This window comes from Paenimyroides tangerinum (assembly GCF_003865405.1).
GTDB classification, from domain to species: domain Bacteria; phylum Bacteroidota; class Bacteroidia; order Flavobacteriales; family Flavobacteriaceae; genus Flavobacterium; species Flavobacterium tangerinum.
This window is the reverse complement of record NZ_RQVQ01000028.1, coordinates 22,106-37,147: the sequence shown is the minus strand read 5'-3', so window position 1 is coordinate 37,147 and position 15,042 is coordinate 22,106. Positions and strand designations below refer to the sequence as shown.

The window sequence follows — 15,042 nt, the reverse complement described above, 5'->3', positions numbered from 1 at the left end:
TTCTTTATTTTTAATATTTGGTATTTGCTGTTCTTTTTCTGCATCAGCAGAAAGTTCTTTTTCTAAAAAACATTTTCCGTTACATACGGGAATAGTATCAAATCTGTTAATACAGATGTTTTTAGCAATATAATCTTGATTTATATAGAATGAAGTAATAATCCAAATGCTTGATGTGCTTTGGTATAGAAAGGATAAAAGTAATATGAACAATATACTTTTTTTCATCTAATTTGATTCTTCATTCAGCAAAATTACAATTTCTTTTATTAATCTGTCAACATCAACACTATTGGTTCCATCATAAACACCTCGTATATGCCGATTTTTATCTACTAAAATAAATCCTCCGCTATGGGCATAACCTCCCGGAGCATCCAAATCCTCGTAAGCTTGAGTAAAATAACTGTTTTTGGCAATATCAAAAATGTCTTTCTGCTCTCCCCATAAAAAATGCCATTTTTTAGGGTTCACTTCCAAATTTTCAGAATAAGCTTTCAGTACAGGAATAGTATCATTTTCCGGGTCAACAGTATGTGAAACAAATAATATATTATCGTTGTCCTTAAAAGCATCATAAACTCTTTTAAGTTCCATATTCATAACCGGACAAATGGTAGGACATCTTAAAAAAATGAAATCGGCTATATAAATTTTATTCTTAAATGTGTCGTTGGTAACTACTAAACTATCCTGATTTAGAAAAGAAAAATCCTTTATACTATGCTGTGTTTCGACATTATTTATTACGGTCGGGTTGCCTAAATAGGGTAGCTTTTCTGATTTTTCAGAACAGCTGGCAACAATGCAGAGAAGGATAAGAAAAATAACTGGTTTCATAAACTTCAAATTTATCTATAAAATTATTAAAACACTAATAAAATTAGTAAAACACTACCTCTTATTTCTAATGAATGCCATAATCTAAAAACTAGCATCCTTTTTATTAAATTTTCTCAAATGTAATTTTAAAATTATGCAAGGAGAAGACGATTTAAGAGGTTTAGCCAAAATAATGGCATTTATGAGGGCAGTGAGTATTCTTTTGGTATTGATGCATCTGTATTGGTTCTGCTACGGTTTCTTTTTAGAACGTGGTTGGACATTAGAAATCATCAATAAGATATTAGGCAATTTCAATAGAACAGCTGGTTTATTTGGACATACACTTTATACCAAAGTATTTGCTTTGACTTTATTAGCTTTAAGCTGTTTGGGAACTAAAGGTGTTAAGAATGAAAAAATAACCTGGTCTAAAATTTATGTTGTTTTAGGTGTTGGTTTTGTATTGTTTTTTCTGAGCACACCGTTACTAAAATTACCTCCTTTAATAGGTACATTTCTGTATATCCTTTCTATCTCGTTAGGATTTATAGCTTTACTGATGGCAGGGCTATGGATGAGTCGATTGCTTCGTACTAACCTTATGCACGATGTTTTCAATAATGAAAATGAAAGTTTTCAGCAAGAAACAAAATTAATGGAAAACGAATATTCTGTTAATCTACCTAGTAAATTTTATTATAAAGGAAAATGGAACAATGGGTGGATTAATATTGTGAATCCGTTTAGAGCAACTATTGTTTTAGGTACTCCAGGTTCTGGAAAATCCTATGCTGTGGTTAATAATTTCATCAAGCAGCAGATTGAAAAAGGTTTTTCGATGTATATCTATGATTTTAAATTTGATGATCTTTCAACCATTGCTTACAATCATTTATTGATACATCGTTACAAATATAAGATTCAACCGAAATTTTATGTAATCAACTTTGATGATCCAAGTAAAAGTCATCGTTGTAATCCACTCAATCCGGATTTTATGACGGATATATCCGATGCCTATGAAGCGGCTTATACCATTATGTTGAATTTAAACCGTAGCTGGATTCAAAAACAAGGAGATTTTTTTGTGGAGAGTCCTATTATTTTACTTGCAGCTATTATTTGGTATTTGAAAATATATGAAAACGGAAAGTATTGTACATTTCCACATGCGATTGAATTATTAAATAAAAAGTATTCGGAAGTATTTACCATTTTAACTTCCTACTCCGATTTAGAGAACTACCTCTCCCCTTTTATGGATGCGTGGCAAGGCGGAGCTCAAGACCAATTACAAGGACAAATTGCATCGGCAAAGATTCCGTTATCAAGAATGATCAGTCCGCAATTGTATTGGGTGATGACGGGAGACGATTTTACATTGGATATCAATAATCCCCAAGAGCCAAAAATACTTTGTGTAGGTAATAATCCTGATCGTCAAAACATTTACTCTGCCGCATTAGGTTTATATAATTCAAGAATTGTGAAGCTCATTAATAAAAAAGGACAATTAAAAAGTTCGGTCATCATTGACGAACTTCCTACGATTTACTTCAGAGGTTTAGATAACCTTATAGCTACTGCTAGAAGTAATAAAGTGGCAGTTTGTTTGGGATTTCAGGATTTTTCACAATTGATTCGAGATTATGGAGACAAAGAAGCTAAAGTAATCCAAAATACAGTGGGTAATATTTTCAGTGGTCAGGTGGTTGGAGAAACAGCCAAAACACTTTCAGAACGTTTTGGAAAAATATTACAAAAGAGACAGAGTTTAACCATTAATCGTAATGATAAATCAACCTCAATTTCTACTCAATTAGATAGCTTAATACCCGCTTCAAAAATTTCAACGTTAACTCAAGGTATGTTCGTTGGATCTGTATCAGATAATTTTGATGAACGTATCGAACAAAAAATATTCCATGCTGAAATTGTTGTAGATAATGAAAAAGTTAAATCTGAAACTAAATCCTACCAGCAAATACCAAAAATACGTTCATTTAAAAATGAATTAGGAGAAGATAATATGAAAGAACAAATAGATACTAATTATCGTCAGATTAAATCTGATATAGTTTCCATTATTGAAAATGAAATGGAACGTATCAAAAATGATCCTCATTTACAGCATTTGATTCAATCTTAATTTTAGTTAAGAACATAGAACTTATTTTTAAAAAATATAAAACTCTGTAAGTTTTAAAAACTAACAGAGTTTTTTTTGTGTTATTATATTTCAATGTTTTACAAATCTTTATCCATGTATTTTTCTAGATTAGCCTTTAGATGATCTAAGAATGCGGTTTTACTTCCTGACCTGTCTTTCATACGATGAAAGGAATGATGTAAATCGCCTAATTTTACTCTAAAAATAATTTCAAAAACCATACTCATCTTTGAAATTCCGACTCGTCCGTTTGAAACTGCACCAGAAGCATGTAAAGCATAAATGAGCTCAACCAATGCATTTTTAGAATCCGTCCAAAACACATCTTTATTATACCCATCTACTGGCTGATTTTGAAAAATAGATGTTTTTTCTTCGGAATCCATTCGTTGAATTAAATATTCATATAATAAATCATTTGATATGATTCTCGATACTTTGTAATCATAATAAGTCGAAAATTTTTCATCAATTTCAAAAACTATACTGTTTAATCCTCCATGTAAATCAATCTGATTTAGTCTGAAAAATTTGGAATCTAAATCCGTTCTTTTTGATTTGTAATATTTATAAAAATCTGAATTACAAACATATTCTTTATAACTTGTTTTTAATTGCTCTAAATGTTTAGTGAAGTATTTTATAAATAACTTTCCGTTGTTAACAGGGCAACCCGTCTCAATACGATATACTTTATTGTAATAGATAAGCTTTCCTAAAACTTCAGGTTTAACTATTTTGAAGAAGTAAATTTCTTCCATCTCTGTTTTGAAACCCTTTGTTAATACAATGGTTTTTAATTCCAAAAGTAAATCCTTTAGAAGTAAAATCATTTGATATGATTCTTCTATAATACTAGATGATGTAAAAGAAATTTTTCGTTCTTTTTTTCTAATTATATTCAATTTATCATTAAAAGCATTCATGAATAAAGTTATTTATTAGTAACAGGGGTTTACGTTACAATTAGAAATAAAATAATAAAAAGTGTGTTTAAAACTTAGAAAAACTAATTGTGATCAAAATGAATCAAGAGTTAAAACATCATTTAAAACTTTCTAAAAAATCAGTCGCATAATGGTCTATAAGTTGTACATAAGCTTCTTTATCATAGACCTTTGCTCCTAGTTTTCTTTTTTCAAAAATGGCTGATACACCAAAATAAATTTTCTCGAAATTTTCTTTTTTAGCATAAAGTATGGTTTGGAATAGCAACTGTCTGTATAAAATTAGTCGATGTTGGTCTGAATCACTCATACCGATTAAAATAGGATTAAATGAATTATTAGTTCCATTTTTATAACAAAAAACAACACCAACCATCTCATGATTTAATGGGTCTAAGGCTTGCAAAAATGACCAATTGTTATTTTTATTCATCGCTTCAAAAAGTCCAAAGGCATAGGTGAAGTTATTTATTGCCAAATTATTTTCTTTAACATTTAAAAAAAGTTCGTAAGCTTTTTGCAATTCCGAATCAGAAAGCTGTTCTTTAATTTTTATTTCATATGTATCAATATACGGTAGAATATCATTTTTAAAATGACGTTTGGATCTTTTAGTTAAAACATTTTCAAAGTCGTCACTCGCTGTAAAATCAAAAGCTTCAAAAATAGCAGTTTGAGGCATCTCAATAATTAAATATCCTTTATCTAGGAAGTAATTACCAAGCGTATCACCTTTCAAAAAGTCTCTTAAAACCATTTTGGACGCCTCTTTTAAACTGAATTCTTGTTCCAATGCATACAGCAAAACGTCTTTCAATGCCCGTTGGTTCTTGTAGTTTGCATCCATATACATGTGATTGCCTTCTGTAAAAGTTGATCCTGTACTAAGGGTTTTATTGACTAAAAAAAATGGATCTTTTTTTCGTATTTCTTCAAGTTTTTCTGAAACTAATACATTCGATAACATATCTTCCTTCCATAAAGCCATTGAAACTGATGCAAGTGCCAAAATTTGTCCTTTTTGTGATTCAATTTTTATGTATCCAAAATCCATGCAGTTTGGATTTTTTTTATCTAAGTTTCCAAAATACGATTCTACAAATAGCATTCCTTCATAATCAAGTGCATTATCTTTACCTAACAAAGAATTCCAAATCGTTTTATCGATTTCTTTTATGCTTTTAAAAGTAGAAACCTTTAAGTTTGAATCTGATAAAGTAACACTTCTAGTAGATAAGCCAAAAGCTTTGTTAATATATTCAATAGTGTTATTCGTTTCTTTTAGTGCCAATGGAAATTCCGTATTTAAAACTGCTGCTAATTCTTCAATTTGAGCCATTTGGTTGTGATTGGAAATGGTAATACGAATACCTGCATTCTTTAATGGAACTGCAGGGTATATCCCTGGATTCACAAAAAAACCTTTATTTTGTAAGCGATTCACTAAACTATAAGCTGTTTCTGGTAAAGCTGTTCCCAAATAAAAAACAGGAGTATTTGTATAAGCAATCAGTGGAAGATTGTAACTTCTGAGTAATTTTTTAAAAAGATTAATTTTTTCATTTAACTCTTTTTGGTGTTTATCTATTTCACCACTCAAATGAATATCGGCTGATGCAATAGCGGCAGCCACAGCAGATGGCTCTAGCTGAGCTGAGAAAGTAAGAGGACCTCCAAAGTTTTTAATTTTCTGTTGCAATTCTTTGTCTCCACAAATTATGGTAGCCCCACTTGCTCCAAAAGTTTTACTTAACGTACTGATCAAAACCATATTTTCAGGTATTTTACTCCAATGACTTTTTACAAACCCTGCTCCTCTTTCTCCAATCCAACTCATCCCATGTACATCATCAAAATAAATATGTAAACAAGGATATTTTTTTATTAATTGTTTTAATTTATCAATAGGCGCATGATCGCCATACATGGAATAAATTCCATCAGCCATATACCAAATTTTTTGATGCTTATCTTTATATTTAACAAGATAATCTTCTAACTGTTCCATATTATTATGTCGAATTAATAATACCGGAACACCACGGGTTTTAAGTATTTGACAAGCTGTTTGCACACTCCAATGCACTTGATGATCAAGTATAACCACATCATTATCACTGATTGCTTGTGGTATAACCGCCATATGAGCCAACGTACTATTCTTCGCTATAATAACTGGTTCCTCATATATTAACTCTATTTTTTGTTCTAATGTCCGGTATAATGGATGCGAAATATACGTTTTAGATAAAGGGAACTGCGTCCCATATTTAAAGATAGCTTCTGCTGCAGCTTGCTTAATTCGAATGTCCTGTTCTAGACCTAAATATCCAGTTGTAGCAAAATGCCATAGTTTTTTTCCATTGATGCAAAGTGAATCTCCTTTTAATATTTCATCCTCTGCATATAAATGAATCGTCTGTTTATTTTTTGCATTTTCAATAACTCGATCAATCGTATCGTAGGTATTATTGTGATTAATTTTAGCCATATTATCAATTTTAGAATTTTAAAATTGATAATAAATCAGATAAATCACTTTACAACCTTTTGAATTAATTCTTTTTTTATACTTATTAGTTCTTATATTGCATTTTTTAAGTTTAAAAAACTGAAATTTTATAGAAAAGATTGATATTTTTATAAAAGTTTATCATACCCCTTAAAATTAAACTATGGATTATGACTATGAAAATAAATATGCAGGTTATAAATTAAGAGATCGAATCTTATACATTACTTTTAAGAAATCTTTGAACATCACCTATGATGTAGCAAGGAAATTGGTGCAAGATAGATTGCGATTTCAATCCTTTTCAAATTTTGATGTTATCTGCGATATATCAGATGTTAAATCAATTCAGAGTGAAGCTCGAACTTATTTATCAACTTATGGTTCTAATTTATTAGCCAATGTAGCACTGGTGTCTACTAACGCTACAGTGTACACTATGGCACTTTTCTACATAAGAATTAATAATCCAAAAGCTCCTACTAGGCTTTTTAAATCAATCAATGAAGCCATCGATTACATTAAATCGATTAAAAAACTTTAATTTATATGAAAGAATTAATTGTTAGCAAAAAAAGATGGAATTATTTAATTGAAGCTCTTATTGATTTGGGTAATGGTAAATTAGATCAACAGGTTTTTATTCAAAATTTAGGTGATGAATTTGAATGTTTAGAAGTTTTATTTAATCTGGTGAATGAAGAATGGCGTGATCGTTTACTTCATTTATCTTTTGTAAAACCAAACGAGTTTCAGAAATATGTAAATCAATATGTTTTCCTTGTAAATAAAGAGTTTAAAATCACTAACGTAAGTGATGATTTTATAACTAACCAATCCTTGCATTTTAATGATATTAAAAATTTAAACTTCTTAGACTTAATTGATTCAGAAACAGCAGATTATTTGAAAGATAGGATTCAAAATAAAATGCTTTTTTCAGGACTTTCCAAACAAACACTTACCTTATTTGATATAAACTATATGTTTAATATAACTACTTTGAATGATGATAAAACTTTGGTTATAAATTTATATCAAATGTATTTAGACTCTAGGCACTTCAAACCTTTTATGACAGAAAATTTTGAAATCAATCGTTTAAAAGAACGTAAAAGAAATGAGTTTATCATTGAAGATGTAAAGGTATTTGTAGATCACTATCCCTTACATAAAAAACTGACCTTAAATCAAATATGTAAACAATTTGGCATCAATTCCAATCAACTAAAAAAACTTTTTAAGGAACAATACCAGACCTCTGTTTACGAATATTTTATTTCTCTAAGAATGAAACATGCCTATTTACTTATTGAAACCAGTACATTGGCTTTCAAAGAAATCGCAGTCATGGTTGGTTACCCACAGTATTCTGCATTTGTGAATTACTTTAAAACCTATTTTGACATCCTTCCTAAAGAAGTTCGTTGTAAAGTAAAAAAAGAACATCAAAAATAAAACCACAAATAACTGAAAATACCAAAAAAACAGCTGTAAATAAACCTTTTTTTATATTTTTTAATTCTTATTCTGCATTTAAAATAAAATTACATTATTGAACTTTACTAAAATAAAATCAATAATATCATGCAAAATATTATTAAAAATGTAACTCTTTTAAGTATTTACTTCTTTGTTATACTTTTTGTGTATACCGCGATTAGTAAACTGATCGACTTTGAAAATTTTCAAGTACAAATAGCACAATCTCCTCTATTAAGTGCCTTTGCAACTACCATAGCCTATGGCGTTGTTATAGGTGAACTTATAATTGCTGTACTGCTTTGTTTTCGTAAAACTGAAAAATTGGGTCTTTATCTTTTTTTGGGATTTATGATTGCCTTCAGTATTTACATTTACCTTATCTTAAATTACAGTCCGTTTGTACCCTGCTCTTGTGGTGGTATATTAGAAAAAATGGGATGGACCGAACACCTTTGGTTTAATATTATTATTTCTATTCTTACTGTATTGATTCTATTGTATCGTTACGAGATTAAACGTACCGTGGTAGTTGTTATAGCAACAATTTTTACGAGTTGCCTTCTTGTTATTATCTTATTTTTTACATCAGAGCATTTGATGAAAAAAGAAAATCCGTTTGTACGTCGATTTTTACCGCATCCTATTGACAAAGCACAATATTTAGATTTAGGTGTCAATTCGTATTATATAGCCGGGCTAACCCCAGATACCATTTATTTAGGAAACTATACTGCACCCTTATTAATCACAGCTGTTTCTAAAGATTTAAAAACGAAAGTAGAACATCAAATAAAGCTCGATGAAACCGAACGTTCCTTCCGTAGTTTATTAGTTCGTGTACAAAACAATAACTTCTTTGTAAGTGACGGAAGCATCCCCATCATCTATAGAGGAAATACAAGCAACTGGTATGCCCATAAATTTATGACAGAAACCATCTACTTTTCGCTATTACAACCTCTAACAGAAAACACCTTTTTATTTAGGAGTCAGCGTGCTAGCAATGGCGAACATGTATTAGGTAAACTAGTGGTTACAGATACCGTAACTTTTGAACTTTTTGAAGATGCTTTGCAAAAACAAATTGACGGTGTGTTTGATACCGATGGACAATTGGTTACAGATCAAAAAACACATCAAGGTATTTATACTTACACGTATCGAAATCAATATTTAGTATATCAGGCATTATCGAACACATTCACTAAGGGTAAAACCATTGACACCACTACCCTAGCTAAAATTAAAGTTACTCAATTAGCTGATGGAACAAAGAAAATGGGAGCTCCTCCACATAAAGTAAATACTAAAACCTACGCGCACAATGGTAAACTATTCATAAAATCGGAATTATTAGGGAAAAATGAATCCAAAAGTATGTGGAACCAAGCCAGTATTATTGATGTCTACGATTACAACAAAAACGAATACTTGTACAGCTTTTACGCGTATGACCATCAAAAAGATAAAATCAAAGAATTTGTGTTGAATGATTTGTATTTCTATGGATTGGTTGGAAATATGTTAGTAAGATATGAGTTGGGGAACTAGGAATGAAGATTGGGCTGAATGGTTTTCTCAGTAAATAAAAAAAACAATAAAACAATATGAACTATGAGTATGTACAAATTAGCAAGAGGTCTTTCTTCACATGTTATTTTTTATCACATGTCTACTGATGAAAACATAGCTGTATTACCTGCATTTGAAAAAGCAGCTTTAAAATTAACTTTTTATTTGAATTATGCAGAATATCAAACTACGGATAAAAGAAAAAAGGCGTACTACCAAAAAGCATGGAAATCACTAATCAAATTAGAAACTTATTACGATTTAATAGAAATGCAGGAAATAAATTGTAAAGAACATCTTATTGATAAATACATTGAAAGAATAAAAAGAGCCCTTAAAAAAAAGCTCTTACAAGAATAAAATCTATTGGCCAATAGCAGGGATTAACGGTTGAAAACCTGTATAAAAGAGTAAACCAACTAAATAATTAATATTATGAAAAACAATTTTAAAAAAGCCTTGATACCATTCGGTGTAATTGTACTAGGCGTAGTAGGTGCTTTTGCATCAAATGCAAACAAGCAAATTGAGAAACCATTTGCAGATACAACACATGGTTTCTATTATAACGCAAGTGCTCCTGTAGGACAACGCTGTGTTATGATAACAGATGTATTATGTTCAGATTCTGAAGTAAATACTGTATGTACTGATTCATCAAATAGACAATTATGGAAAATCAGTAACAACGGTGTAACGTGTACTGGAATTTTGTACAAGAAAGATTTATAACAAAAAAGGGCTGCCAATTGCAGCCCTAATTTTATACATATTTACATTTTTGATAATTCTGTAATAAACCAATTCGGAATGAAATCAGAAACAATCTCTAATTCACCATTTTTTATTTGAGTAAATAAATGCATATCTTGAGAAGAATTATCAAATACATACGCCTTATCAACCAATTTCAAAGGCGGAATTAAATTGTTTAGGGGATTGTAAAATTTCTTACTACATCTTCTTTAGCGATAGGATGTTCAACTATTTCAAGTTTATTTTCGATTCTAGAAATATTATTTGAAGGGTCTTCAAATTAACATCAATAGTTTTTCCTTTACTAGATGGATTTTGAATCAAAGTTATTGAAGCAGGTACCTTTTTAAATAATTCAAAATCTTAAGGAGTGACTTTTAAACCATATCGGTCAAGATCAATAAAACCTCTTTCAGAAATTTCTCTTCCAATTAAATCGGAATTCATTAAATTACCTACATAAAATTTGGACGATATCGTTTCAAATAATGTAGATTTACCTGAACCATTAGGCCCCGCAAAAACACGTAACCGTTTTATTTTAGACATAATTTAGCACCTTTTTTAAGATCTTCTGGTAGTGCTAACTTTTCTATTCTTTTTATTTTACGTATTTCACCATCTGCTTTGCGTTCTACAATATGATTACCTTGAACATATTGGACTGATAAATCTAATGCTTTAGAAACAATCATTGTTTTCTTAGATGCTTTTTTAGGTAAACGACTTAATAATTCAACATTTTCTAATTTTAATACATTCGTTTCTTTATCCATAAGAAACCTAATTACATGTGAGTTTTAAAAATATAAAGAAAACACCTCATTTGTCAACCTTGTTTAAAATTAATATTTACAAATAACAATGAGAATATAATTCTAATCAATTAATCTAACCATTTAGGTCTATTTTCATTTTTTAAATAATAATCAAACCAAGATTTTGCTTTAGTAGCCACATCATTGATATCATCTTCATTCATTATTACATGCCCTGTATTAGGATACATCAATAAATTCACATCTTTGTTTAATCGTTTAAGTAATAAATACCACCCTAGACTGTTATGCCAGTGTACTTGATTGTCTTCTTTTCCTGTCCAAATTAACAAAGGTGTTTTTACATTTTTTGCATGAGTGGTTGCTGAATTTTGAATATATTTCTCTGGTATTTCTGCTAATGATTTACCCATTCTTAATTGCTGTGTCTCTAGTCGCCACATATCTGGTTTTTGGGTATCACTATTCATATCTAAATATCTCGATGGCAAATCGGCTACGCCACCACTTGAAACCGCTGCTTTAAACTTATCTGTTTGTGTAAGTATGAAATTCGTTTGATAACCACCAAATGAATGCCCTATGAGTCCGACGTGATCGCTATCAATATTGAAATTCTCAATGACATAGTTAAAAGCATCTAAAACACAATGTACAGCACTAAAACCTGGATCTTCTATTTTGTAATAAATATCGGGTTCTATTACAAAATAACCATCAGAAGTATAATCTCTATAATTATAACCATTACCAGTTCTTTTATCACTTGTATAGCTATTTTGTATTTGCATGCGCTGTTCATAAATATTAAACAAGGCAGGGTATTTATTATTTTTATCATAGCTAATAGGAAAACGCACCACGGCTCCTCTTTGCTCCCCTGCTTCATTCTTCCATTTCACATAAACAGATTCTTGCTTATTAATCTCTGTATCCCATTGGTTAGATTCGTACATTACACGTTCCGTTTTGAGTTTAATATCATATAAATATAAAATTGGAGGTTGATTGAATTTTTCTTTAAAATAAGTTATGAAATTACCCTTACGAATCATTTGAGTATAACGTGCCTTATCTTCAAACAAATCTTTAGTATAAGAATCATACAAAATACTAAGCCCTTCCCTTTCGTAAAAACTTGAATTCCAATGTAATAAAACACCGTCTTCTGGTTTAATTACACGTTCGGAATTCATAACTCCATCAGAAGGAATTGTTTTGTAGGTTGTATGAGCCAACCTGTATATTCTATCTGTTTTATAACCATTTGTTTTACGAGCCATTTTTTTTGTTTGGGTATCAAAAAAATAAATATCATGTAACTCGTTAAAAATAATGTAGCGGTTCTTGTAAATTGGAAAAGGTTGATAAATAGGATCATCAACCATTAAATAAAACTCATTCTTTGTATCATAAAAGGTAGCTTTTACACTATTAGTAATATTAGAAATAATACCATTTTTCAAGTCTAAAAAGTTCCAGTTTTGATTCTTAAAAAATAAAATAAATGGAAATTGTTTGAAATCGGCAATCGTAGCAGGATTCAAATCTTTTAATTCTTCAGTATTTAAATTTGTGTTTTCGACATTAAAGAACTCAAAACTAGCTTTTGGTTCGTACGTAGTTAAATCATCGAAATAAGTTCTAAGGTAAAGATAATTTGGGTATTTGCCCAGTATGTATTGCTGATTCTCATTTTCAATGGGTTTAAAACTAGTGGTTTTATTTTCTAAATCAACTAAAAACAAACCTGCATAATCTTTTCTATTATCGTCTTTAGAGCCTTTCCCTTTTTTATTTCCTAGCCAAATTTCAGGCCCTTTGTTTAGAAGAATGTCTGATTTATTTTTAATGTGTATAGCTAATTTATTAGGTTCTAAAAACTGAAAACGGTAAAAAGAAAGATCAATTTCTGTTTTCAAAGCTTCATTTTCAAGAGGAATACTTATAATCTGCTCTAATAAATTATGTTTAATAGAAGTAGCGTATAAGTATAGGTTTGCTTGATCTTGATTTATAAAGACGTATTTTTTTAAATCTACGTTCCAAAGTACATTTTTTGTGGTACCAAATAAACCTGAGATATCGATTCTATTTATTTGATTTTCAATCACATCGTAATTAATCCATTCTCCTTGCTGTGTTTCAATAATAAGATTTTGATCGTTGTTTATAAAAAAATAATTTTTGTAGTTAAAAACAGCTAGTAATTTATTCAATTTTAGATTTTTAACCTTTATAAGTTGCTCTATTGGATTAAAAATCAACACTATATTTTTACTAGAAAACCATCTAAAATCACTAATATCAACTTCTGTTTGAAGTATACCTTTTTGTAAATCTTGAATTATTAATTTGTTTTCCGTTCTATTTAGACCTAAAAAATATCGATCTGTCAATACTCTAGGTTCATCTATATTTTTAAAATTTAATTCTTCCCCATCTAATGTGTTCTTAATAACAAGTTCTCGTTTTTGATTTTGTAGTTTTATAAATGATATGAATTTACCCGATGGTGCAATTTGATCATTTACTACAGTTTCATGGTTTAAAGAGTTTTGCTGTCCAAAAGACGAACAGCAAAACAGAAGAATTAAGCATTTCAAAAGAAAATTGTTATCCTTAATATCCATTATTTTGAGGTTTTAAATTGGGGTTCAATAATAATTCTGCCTCTGGTATGGGTAGGTTTTGAAAATAATTTTGCCAATTTGGTTTAACTAAAGTCAATTCGGATAAAAGTGAATAACGTTTTAAATCATAAAAACGATGACCAAATTCACAAAACAATTCTACCCTTCTTTCTTGTTTAATCTTGGCAAGTGCAACAGTCTTATCCAATATCTCTAATTCGGATAAACCTGCACGAGAACGTAAGGAATTTAACATCGAGTTACATAAATTCCAATCGTTATTATAAGCGGCAGCCTCGGCTGTTATTAGATACATTTCTTCTAATCTTATAATTTTAGAATATTCTAATGAATTTGCTGTTGCCCCACGTTGTTTGTACTTAAAAGCATGCGCACTATTTCCAGTACCAACGGTTTTAACCCAAAGTTCTTTTCTTAAATCATTTGGCTCAAAAGAGGCTATTAATGCATTTTGTAATTTAGCTTGTGGAGCAGGTTCACTAATAAAAATATGTGCTTCAGCTTCATAAGTATTTTTACCTTCTGCATCTGGTTTTAGTTGCCAAAGCGTACTAGTACTTTCTTTTAGAAATACTTGATCTAAAGCTGCTAAACTTGTACCCGAATGGGTAATTACGTCAAGTGCATATTTTTGAGCTTCATTCCAATTTTCTGCATATAAATACATACGAGCTAAAAAACCTTTTACAGCATATTTATTAATACGTACTTTCTCAAAAGATGTAATTTCTTCATTTAACAATTGCTCTGCAATTAATAAATCATCAATGGCATTTTGCATCACTTGTGAAACAGATTGTTTACCTATTGTTGTATTCCATCTAAAGTCAGTAGTAAAAACATACGGAATTTCAGCAAAAGTTTGTGTTAAGTAAAAATGTAAAATACCTCTTAATGCGATTGCCTCGCCTTTTAATTGATTTTTAGTTTTTTCTGAAATTACTTCAGATTTATCTACACCTTCAATGATATTATTTAACATATATATCTGTTTATAGGTATTTTTCCATAATAAACCAGCGCCACTATTAGTTGCATTTACATTTCCTAAATAAAAAACTCTAAAATCTGGCATTTGAGTAGTTGTCGCTTCTAATTCATCGGTATAACAAGCTAATAAAAAACCAGTACCACCTCTTGAACCACACAAAAACCCATTATTTCTTAAATCTGTATATACTTGCATTAATGCAGATGTAGCCATTTTATCGTCATTAAATACTTTGTCGATATCTATTTGATCTTTAGGAGCAGGAACTTCTAAAAAATCTTCACAGCCTACTAAATGTAATATCCCTATCAACATGCAGGCTAATATTATTAAACGTTTCATAATCAAATT

At 29.9% G+C, this 15,042-nt stretch carries 14 protein-coding genes and 1 pseudogene; 6 read left to right on the top strand and 9 right to left on the bottom strand.

Features of this window, described 5'->3' with window-relative positions; genetic code table 11:
• A pseudogene (locus EG240_RS16710) lies at positions 1–228 on the bottom strand (hypothetical protein); the annotation flags it as partial.
• Positions 229–840 carry an SCO family protein gene (locus tag EG240_RS11825; protein ID WP_125019601.1) on the bottom strand — a complete coding sequence of 204 codons (612 nt, stop codon included), beginning with the start codon at positions 838–840 and terminating at the stop codon, positions 229–231.
• 136 nt (positions 841–976) lie between these two features.
• Between EG240_RS11825 and mobC the strand changes: the two genes are divergently transcribed.
• Positions 977–2,974 carry a conjugal transfer protein MobC gene (gene mobC / locus EG240_RS11820; protein ID WP_125019600.1) on the top strand — a complete coding sequence of 666 codons (1,998 nt, stop codon included), beginning with the start codon at positions 977–979 and terminating at the stop codon, positions 2,972–2,974.
• Positions 2,975–3,072: 98 nt separating this feature from the next.
• On the opposite strand, the gene EG240_RS11815 is transcribed toward mobC, so the two are convergent.
• Positions 3,073–3,921: an RteC domain-containing protein gene (locus EG240_RS11815; protein ID WP_125019599.1), complete on the bottom strand. Its 849-nt coding sequence runs from the start codon at positions 3,919–3,921 to the stop codon at positions 3,073–3,075.
• A gap of 118 nt (positions 3,922–4,039) precedes the next feature.
• The gene (locus tag EG240_RS11810; protein WP_125019598.1) at positions 4,040–6,433 is read right to left on the bottom strand and encodes an aminotransferase class I/II-fold pyridoxal phosphate-dependent enzyme; all 2,394 of its coding nucleotides are present in this window, start codon (positions 6,431–6,433) and stop codon (positions 4,040–4,042) included.
• Positions 6,434–6,617: 184 nt separating this feature from the next.
• On the opposite strand from EG240_RS11810, the gene EG240_RS11805 reads away from it, so the two are divergent.
• From EG240_RS11805 to EG240_RS11785, 5 genes are all read left to right on the top strand, one after another.
• Entirely contained in the window at positions 6,618–6,998 is a 381-nt protein-coding gene (locus tag EG240_RS11805; RefSeq protein WP_125019597.1) for a DUF7793 family protein, read from the top strand.
• A gap of 5 nt (positions 6,999–7,003) precedes the next feature.
• Positions 7,004–7,912, top strand: coding sequence for a helix-turn-helix transcriptional regulator (locus tag EG240_RS11800; protein WP_125019596.1), 909 nt, complete (start codon positions 7,004–7,006; stop codon positions 7,910–7,912).
• 129 nt (positions 7,913–8,041) lie between these two features.
• Positions 8,042–9,490, top strand: coding sequence for a MauE/DoxX family redox-associated membrane protein (locus EG240_RS11795; protein WP_397337856.1), 1,449 nt, complete (start codon positions 8,042–8,044; stop codon positions 9,488–9,490).
• Between the two features lie 63 nt (positions 9,491–9,553).
• Positions 9,554–9,871: a hypothetical protein gene (locus EG240_RS11790; protein WP_125019594.1), complete on the top strand. Its 318-nt coding sequence runs from the start codon at positions 9,554–9,556 to the stop codon at positions 9,869–9,871.
• Between the two features lie 75 nt (positions 9,872–9,946).
• Positions 9,947–10,243: a DUF6520 family protein gene (locus EG240_RS11785; protein WP_125019593.1), complete on the top strand. Its 297-nt coding sequence runs from the start codon at positions 9,947–9,949 to the stop codon at positions 10,241–10,243.
• 41 nt (positions 10,244–10,284) lie between these two features.
• Here the strand turns inward: EG240_RS11785 and EG240_RS16505 are convergent, their stop codons facing one another.
• The 5 genes from EG240_RS16505 to EG240_RS11765 form a co-directional block, all read right to left on the bottom strand.
• On the bottom strand, positions 10,285–10,425 hold the full coding sequence (locus EG240_RS16505; RefSeq protein ID WP_158612021.1) for a hypothetical protein: 141 nt from the start codon (positions 10,423–10,425) through the stop codon (positions 10,285–10,287).
• A gap of 205 nt (positions 10,426–10,630) precedes the next feature.
• Positions 10,631–10,816 (bottom strand): hypothetical protein, encoded by a 186-nt coding sequence (locus EG240_RS11780; RefSeq protein WP_125019592.1) that lies wholly within the window; start codon positions 10,814–10,816, stop codon positions 10,631–10,633.
• The gene (locus tag EG240_RS11775; RefSeq protein WP_125019591.1) at positions 10,804–11,043 is read right to left on the bottom strand and encodes a hypothetical protein; all 240 of its coding nucleotides are present in this window, start codon (positions 11,041–11,043) and stop codon (positions 10,804–10,806) included. Before EG240_RS11775 ends, EG240_RS11780 begins: the two co-directional genes overlap by 13 nt.
• Positions 11,044–11,153: 110 nt before the next feature.
• Entirely contained in the window at positions 11,154–13,679 is a 2,526-nt protein-coding gene (locus EG240_RS11770; RefSeq protein WP_125019590.1) for an alpha/beta hydrolase family protein, read from the bottom strand.
• Positions 13,669–15,033, bottom strand: a complete 1,365-nt coding sequence (locus EG240_RS11765; RefSeq protein WP_125019589.1) for a RagB/SusD family nutrient uptake outer membrane protein — start codon at positions 15,031–15,033, stop codon at positions 13,669–13,671. Before EG240_RS11765 ends, EG240_RS11770 begins: the two co-directional genes overlap by 11 nt.
• Between the last annotated feature and the right edge of the window lie 9 nt (positions 15,034–15,042).

What these genes read in the sequence shown, in the direction of transcription:
- mobC (WP_125019600.1), top strand. Translation starts at nt 977, where the DNA reads ATGCAAGGAGAAGACGATTTAAGAGGTTTAGCCAAAATAATGGCATTT.
- EG240_RS11785 (WP_125019593.1), top strand. Translation starts at nt 9,947, where the DNA reads ATGAAAAACAATTTTAAAAAAGCCTTGATACCATTCGGTGTAATTGTA.
- EG240_RS11765 (WP_125019589.1), bottom strand. Translation starts at nt 15,033, where the DNA reads ATGAAACGTTTAATAATATTAGCCTGCATGTTGATAGGGATATTACAT.
- EG240_RS11795 (WP_397337856.1), top strand. Translation starts at nt 8,042, where the DNA reads ATGCAAAATATTATTAAAAATGTAACTCTTTTAAGTATTTACTTCTTT.
- EG240_RS11770 (WP_125019590.1), bottom strand. Translation starts at nt 13,679, where the DNA reads ATGGATATTAAGGATAACAATTTTCTTTTGAAATGCTTAATTCTTCTG.
- EG240_RS11815 (WP_125019599.1), bottom strand. Translation starts at nt 3,921, where the DNA reads ATGAATGCTTTTAATGATAAATTGAATATAATTAGAAAAAAAGAACGA.
- EG240_RS11780 (WP_125019592.1), bottom strand. Translation starts at nt 10,816, where the DNA reads ATGTCTAAAATAAAACGGTTACGTGTTTTTGCGGGGCCTAATGGTTCA.
- EG240_RS11800 (WP_125019596.1), top strand. Translation starts at nt 7,004, where the DNA reads ATGAAAGAATTAATTGTTAGCAAAAAAAGATGGAATTATTTAATTGAA.
- EG240_RS11805 (WP_125019597.1), top strand. Translation starts at nt 6,618, where the DNA reads ATGGATTATGACTATGAAAATAAATATGCAGGTTATAAATTAAGAGAT.
- EG240_RS11775 (WP_125019591.1), bottom strand. Translation starts at nt 11,043, where the DNA reads ATGGATAAAGAAACGAATGTATTAAAATTAGAAAATGTTGAATTATTA.
- EG240_RS11790 (WP_125019594.1), top strand. Translation starts at nt 9,554, where the DNA reads ATGAGTATGTACAAATTAGCAAGAGGTCTTTCTTCACATGTTATTTTT.
- EG240_RS11810 (WP_125019598.1), bottom strand. Translation starts at nt 6,433, where the DNA reads ATGGCTAAAATTAATCACAATAATACCTACGATACGATTGATCGAGTT.
- EG240_RS11825 (WP_125019601.1), bottom strand. Translation starts at nt 840, where the DNA reads ATGAAACCAGTTATTTTTCTTATCCTTCTCTGCATTGTTGCCAGCTGT.